The sequence below is a fragment of the Pseudomonas sp. R62 genome (assembly GCF_000257605.1).
Lineage (GTDB): Bacteria > Pseudomonadota > Gammaproteobacteria > Pseudomonadales > Pseudomonadaceae > Aquipseudomonas > Aquipseudomonas atacamensis.
In genome coordinates, this window is sequence record NZ_JH635999.1 from 1744519 (window position 1) to 1749357 (window position 4839).

A 4839-nucleotide genomic window follows, 5' to 3' on the forward strand; every position below is an offset into this window, starting at 1 on the left:
CGAGCAGGCTCGCTCCCACAATTGAATCGGGGGCGGTCAGTTGCAGGTTGGTTGGCTGTTAGGCCGTCATCGCTGGCAAGCCAGCTCCCACAGGGATCGAGTGCGACCGGAAGATATTGGTCGGCTGGGAAACCGCTTTCGCGAGCAGCCTCGCTCCCACAGGGGATCTGTGTGTGGCAGGCAGTTAGCTGAGGACGACGACGCCGCCCGGCAGTTCGGTGCATTTGATGCCGTAGGCATCGCGGATCAGCAGGGCGACGCCGGCGAGTTGGTCGAGGTTGAAGCGGGCCTGGACGCGGCGTTGGCCGAGTTCGCGGTTGAGCAGCAGGAGCATGCCGGGGCGGTAGCGGTTGATTTCGTCGATCATCTGGCTGAGGGTCGCGCCGTTGAACACCAGCACTTGTTGGCGCCAGTTCATCACGGCGGCGGTGTCGACGGTTTGCACGTTACCGATTTGCCGTGCGTCGTAGGTGATTTGCTGGCCCGCTTCGAGGCGCAGGTTGCGGCCGTCGATGGCGACGTCGACCGCGCCGTCGAGGCAGGTCACGCAGACTTGCTGGTCGGTGTTGCGCAGGTTGAAGCGGGCCTGACTGGCGCGCAACCACCCTGCTCCGGCCTGCATCGCCAGTGGCAGGCGTGCGGTCTGCACTTCGACTTCGCCGCTGACCAGTTCAAAGCCCTGCACACCGTGTTCGACGCTGCGCTGGTTGATGCGGGTCTGGGTGTTGAGTTCGAGGCTGACGCCTTGCGCCGGTTCGACCCGACGTTGCTGGCCGACTTCGGTGATGTAGTCGGCGCCCAGTCCTTCGAAGCCACCGGGAATGGTGCCGCGCACCAGCAAGAAAGCGGCTGACGCGGCAATCGCACCGCCGAGAAATGCCCGTCGACCGAAGCTGCGTCGGCCCTGCACGGCTTCGGCGGCCGGTTGCAGGTGATGCCATAGCCGCTTGGCTTCTTCGAAGGCCCGGGCGTGTTCGCCACTTTGCGCGCACCATTCGCGCAGGGCGCGGGCGTCGGCGACAGTGGCGCGGCCCGAGGTCAGCAGGATCAGCCAGTCGTGGGCTTCGCTGTGCAGAGACTCGGTGGCCGAGGGCTCGGCGGGTTTCAGTCGAAAGATGTTCAAACGCGCAAATTCTCAACGGATTAATCGGGTCACTATTCGCTAGACGGTTTTCCGGCCCCGCGACCGAACCGCTGAAACACTTTTCTTTCCAGTTTCGCTGCGCAGAAGCCCAGCGCGGCTTTGATTTCCTTCTCGACCATGCGCGTGGAAATGCCGAAACGCTGGGAGATTTCCAGGTGCGGCGCCTCTTCCAGCCGCGCGGCGATGAAGATCCGCCGACGCCGTGCGGGCAGTTCGTACAAGGCGCTGAGCAGGGCCTGCATCTCCTTTTGCCCGCCGACCACCCGCGCCGGGTCGAGGGCCTCGTCGCCCAGTTGCAGCAGCTCTTCGACCTCATTACCGGTGAGCAGGCGCGCATCGGCCTGACGGCGGTCGGCGGCGATGTTCAGGGCCATGCGATACAGGTAGGCGTTGGGCTTGAGCAGGTTCGGCGGGGTTTCCATGCGATCGACCCGCAGCCAGGTTTCGTGCAGCACGTCATTGGCCAGGTCCTCGGAGCCGAGGCGGCGGCGCAGGCGCACGCGAAAATCCTCGTAGGAGCTGAGGAACAGCTGGCCCATCGTGCTTTGTCCGGCGTCTTTCATCCCCCGGAAACTCCTTCCCATCTCGTGCATTCCATGCGTTTCCCTGACGACTCCGGTAACAACAGCAACGTGACCGGCTGGCGCAAGGCGCTGGGCGTCGGCCGATCGATTGTGAGGTTGCGAAAACTTTCCACCAGCGCGTTATCGCGCCGTACATCGCCGGTCGAAGTGACCAACCGGTTGTGCTGCACCACGCCGTCGCGCCCGACCCACACCTGCAACACCGCGCGATAACTGCCCGGCCGGGTCAGCGCCGAACGACACAGCTTGCGCTCGATCGCCGCTTGCACCGCCGTCGCATAACTGCGGTTGACCGCGACAGCGGCCGGCGTGGGTTTGTCCGTCGCCACAGGCAGGTCTTCCACCTGCGCCGCTTGCAGGGTGAACGCGTCGGCGCGGGCGTAGCGCGCCATCAACCCGGTGCCGCCGAGCAGATGGCGCAAGGCGTCGGCGGCAGTAAATTCGCCATCCACGGCGAGAGAGCGGCGGCCCCGGCTCAACTGACTGTCGACCAACACCGCGACGCCCGTGGCGCGGCTGTATTGATCCAGCGCCCGAGCGAGTTCTTGCGCCGGGATGTGCAAGGTCATGCGCATGTCCGCCGCTGCCGGATCAGCATTGGCCGCGCAGGTCAGCAGACCGAGTAGCCACCCCAGACCCGCGCGGCGCACAAGCGTCGCCGAGCGCTGAAGACTGATCTGCGAACTGCCTCGCTGCACGACTGGCGCACCCCTGAAAATCGCTATCCTGCGGGGCATTTATGACTCTGGTATGACGGGCGGTGCAAAAAAACCATCACGGGTTTTGCGCCGCGCTTGCACTAGACTCAAACCCAGAGCGGCCCATTCGGGCGGGCCAGGAGGCGGACATGAAAACACGGTGGATGTGGGTCTTGCTGATGACGGTGGGCGCAGCGCAGGCGGAGGAGCCGCTGGGCTGTGTCGAGGTCACGGTCGGCGGTTACAAGGCGCCGAATTACGATTGCCTGAGCCAGCAGATGGGCAACAACCCTGACGGCGCGGCGGCGGCGCAGAAGAACATGGAAGCGTTGAATGTGCCGGTGCACAAGCGCGCGCCGAATCAGGTAGGGCTGGCGACCCCGGCCGCGACCAGTACGCGGATGGGCAATACGTTTGGCACATCAGTGAAACCGCAGCGACCGCCGCAGTGAAGGACTGATCGTTCCCACGCTCCTGCGTGGGAATGCAGCCCGGGACGCTCTGCGTCCCATTGGAACGCGGAGCGTCCCTTGAGGCATTCCCACGCGGAGCGTGGGAACGATCGGCGTGTACCTCTTCTTTCTCTCGTTTTGTTTTTACGACGCAACTCAATCACTCGGGGTCTGGCGGAAGCTGACGGCCAGGCGATTCCAGCTATTGATCGTGCTGACCGCAACCGTCAAGTCCACCAGTTCACCTTCATCAAATTGCTCGCGCGACTGTTGGTAAACGTCATCCGGCACGTGGCTTTCGGCCAACAGCGTCACCGCCTCGGCCCAGGCCAGCGCCGCGCGTTCGCGGGGGTTGAAGAAGTTGCTGTCGCGCCACACCGCGATCGCATACAGGCGCCGATCACTCTCCCCGGCTCGCCGCGCGTCCACCGAGTGCATATCGGTGCAGAATGCGCAGCCGTTGAGTTGCGAAGCGCGGATCCGGATCAATTGCAGCAGCGGCGCTTCGATACTCAGGTTGGCGGTCAGCGCCTCCATGGCAAGCATCGCTTTCATCGCCTTGGGCGACGCGTTGTAGTAATCCAGACGCAGGGACATGGCGCGGCTCTCGGCAGGCGGAATGATGAGTTCACGGTACGGGCTGTGCAGGCTGTGTTACAGCCCCAATTCCACGAATTTCGGCTACACCACTGCCCCCCTACTTTACGCGCTGATCGTTCCCACGCGCAGCAAAGGAATGCAGCCATGGACGCTCCGCGTCCACTGTGACGCAGAGCGTCACGGGAGGCGTTACCACGCGGAGCGTGGGAACGATCAGGTAACTGACCCACCGCTTTCGCGAGCAAGCTCGCTCCCACAGGGACTTGCGCCAATTTGCGGTTTTTACTCCACGCAACTACTGCCAAAAGCCCAACAACGCTAATCTGACCGACACTTCACTCAACACCCGGGAGCCTCGTCGGTATGGAACTTCATGTCGTGATCAACGGCCGCAAGGATCTTGCCGGACAGTTGTATCAGCAGTTGCGCGCGGCGATTGAATCCGGGCGACTGGCGGCGGGTACGCAGTTGCCGCCGAGTCGCTTGCTGGCCGAGCAATTGGGCATCTCGCGCAAGACCATTTCCGACACTTATGCGCAGCTGACCTACGAAAACTTCCTCACCGGCGTGATCGGCAAAGGCACCTACGTCAACGCACGCCCGGCACAAGTGCAGCGCAAGCAGAGCCACACCGAGCTGGCCAGTGCCGAGGTGATCGAGAGCTGGCGCAATCTGCCGGTGTTCCTCCGTCACCCGACGCTGGAAGGTTCGCTGCGCTACGACTTCATCGGCGGCGCCACCAGCAAAGGCCAGTTCCCGCACGACGACTGGCGCCGCTGCGTCGCCCATGCGATGCGGCAGATGGCGCAGTCGAAAGGTTTCTACAGCGTCGCCGAAGGCTTGCCGGCGCTGCGCAATGCGATCGCCCGGCACATCGCCTTTTCCCGTGGCATCAATTGTCAGGACGAGGACATCGTCGTATGCAACGGCGCGCAACAAGCGCTGGACCTGATTGCCCGGGTACTGACCCGCCCCGGCAGTCTGGTGGCGATGGAAGATCCGGGCTATCCACCCGCGCGCTTGCTGTTCGGCACCCACGGCGCCGAAGTGGTCGGCGTGCCGGTGGATGCCGAGGGTATTCAGGTCGAGCACATTCCCGATGGCACGCGGCTCATTTACGTCACCCCGTCGCACCAGTTTCCGCTGGGCATGGCCATGAGTCAGGCGCGCCGCGAGGCCCTGCTCGCCCGTGCCCACGAGCTCGGCGCGATCATCATCGAGGATGATTACGACAGCGAATTCCGCTACGAAGGCCGGCCCACCGATTCGCTGTACAACCTCGATCAGCGCGGTATCGTCGCCTACGTCGGCACCTTCTCGAAAACCTTGCTGCCGGAGTTGCGCCTGGGCTACGCGATCCT

At 63.8% G+C, this 4839-nt stretch carries 6 protein-coding genes; 2 read left to right on the plus strand and 4 right to left on the minus strand.

Annotated features, from left to right (window positions below):
* Nucleotides 1-184: 184 nt before the first annotated feature.
* From OQK_RS25765 to OQK_RS25775, 3 genes are read right to left on the minus strand one after another with little or no spacing between them, the layout of a single operon-like run.
* Nucleotides 185-1123: a FecR family protein gene (locus OQK_RS25765; RefSeq protein ID WP_016774976.1), complete on the minus strand. Its 939-nt coding sequence runs from the start codon at nucleotides 1121-1123 to the stop codon at nucleotides 185-187.
* 32 nt (nucleotides 1124-1155) lie between these two features.
* Nucleotides 1156-1707, minus strand: coding sequence for an RNA polymerase sigma factor (locus tag OQK_RS25770; RefSeq protein ID WP_016774977.1), 552 nt, complete (start codon nucleotides 1705-1707; stop codon nucleotides 1156-1158).
* Nucleotides 1704-2426, minus strand: coding sequence for an STN domain-containing protein (locus tag OQK_RS25775; RefSeq protein WP_016774978.1), 723 nt, complete (start codon nucleotides 2424-2426; stop codon nucleotides 1704-1706). The genes OQK_RS25770 and OQK_RS25775 overlap by 4 nt, the downstream gene beginning before the upstream one ends.
* A gap of 149 nt (nucleotides 2427-2575) precedes the next feature.
* Here OQK_RS25775 and OQK_RS25780 point away from each other — a divergent pair, with 149 nt between their 5' ends.
* Nucleotides 2576-2878, plus strand: a complete 303-nt coding sequence (locus OQK_RS25780) for a hypothetical protein (RefSeq protein WP_016774979.1) — start codon at nucleotides 2576-2578, stop codon at nucleotides 2876-2878.
* A gap of 156 nt (nucleotides 2879-3034) precedes the next feature.
* Here OQK_RS25780 and OQK_RS25785 read toward each other — a convergent pair whose 3' ends face one another.
* The gene (locus OQK_RS25785; RefSeq protein WP_016774980.1) at nucleotides 3035-3475 is read right to left on the minus strand and encodes a carboxymuconolactone decarboxylase family protein; all 441 of its coding nucleotides are present in this window, start codon (nucleotides 3473-3475) and stop codon (nucleotides 3035-3037) included.
* Between the two features lie 366 nt (nucleotides 3476-3841).
* On the opposite strand from OQK_RS25785, the gene pdxR reads away from it, so the two are divergent.
* On the plus strand, nucleotides 3842-4839 hold a 998-nt coding region (pdxR, locus tag OQK_RS25790; RefSeq protein ID WP_038861773.1), incomplete at its 3' end, for a MocR-like pyridoxine biosynthesis transcription factor PdxR.

Coding starts and splice junctions, on each gene's coding strand:
- OQK_RS25780 (WP_016774979.1), top strand. CDS start 2,576: ATGAAAACACGGTGGATGTGGGTCTTGCTGATGACGGTGGGCGCAGCG.
- OQK_RS25770 (WP_016774977.1), bottom strand. CDS start 1,707: ATGAAAGACGCCGGACAAAGCACGATGGGCCAGCTGTTCCTCAGCTCC.
- OQK_RS25785 (WP_016774980.1), bottom strand. CDS start 3,475: ATGTCCCTGCGTCTGGATTACTACAACGCGTCGCCCAAGGCGATGAAA.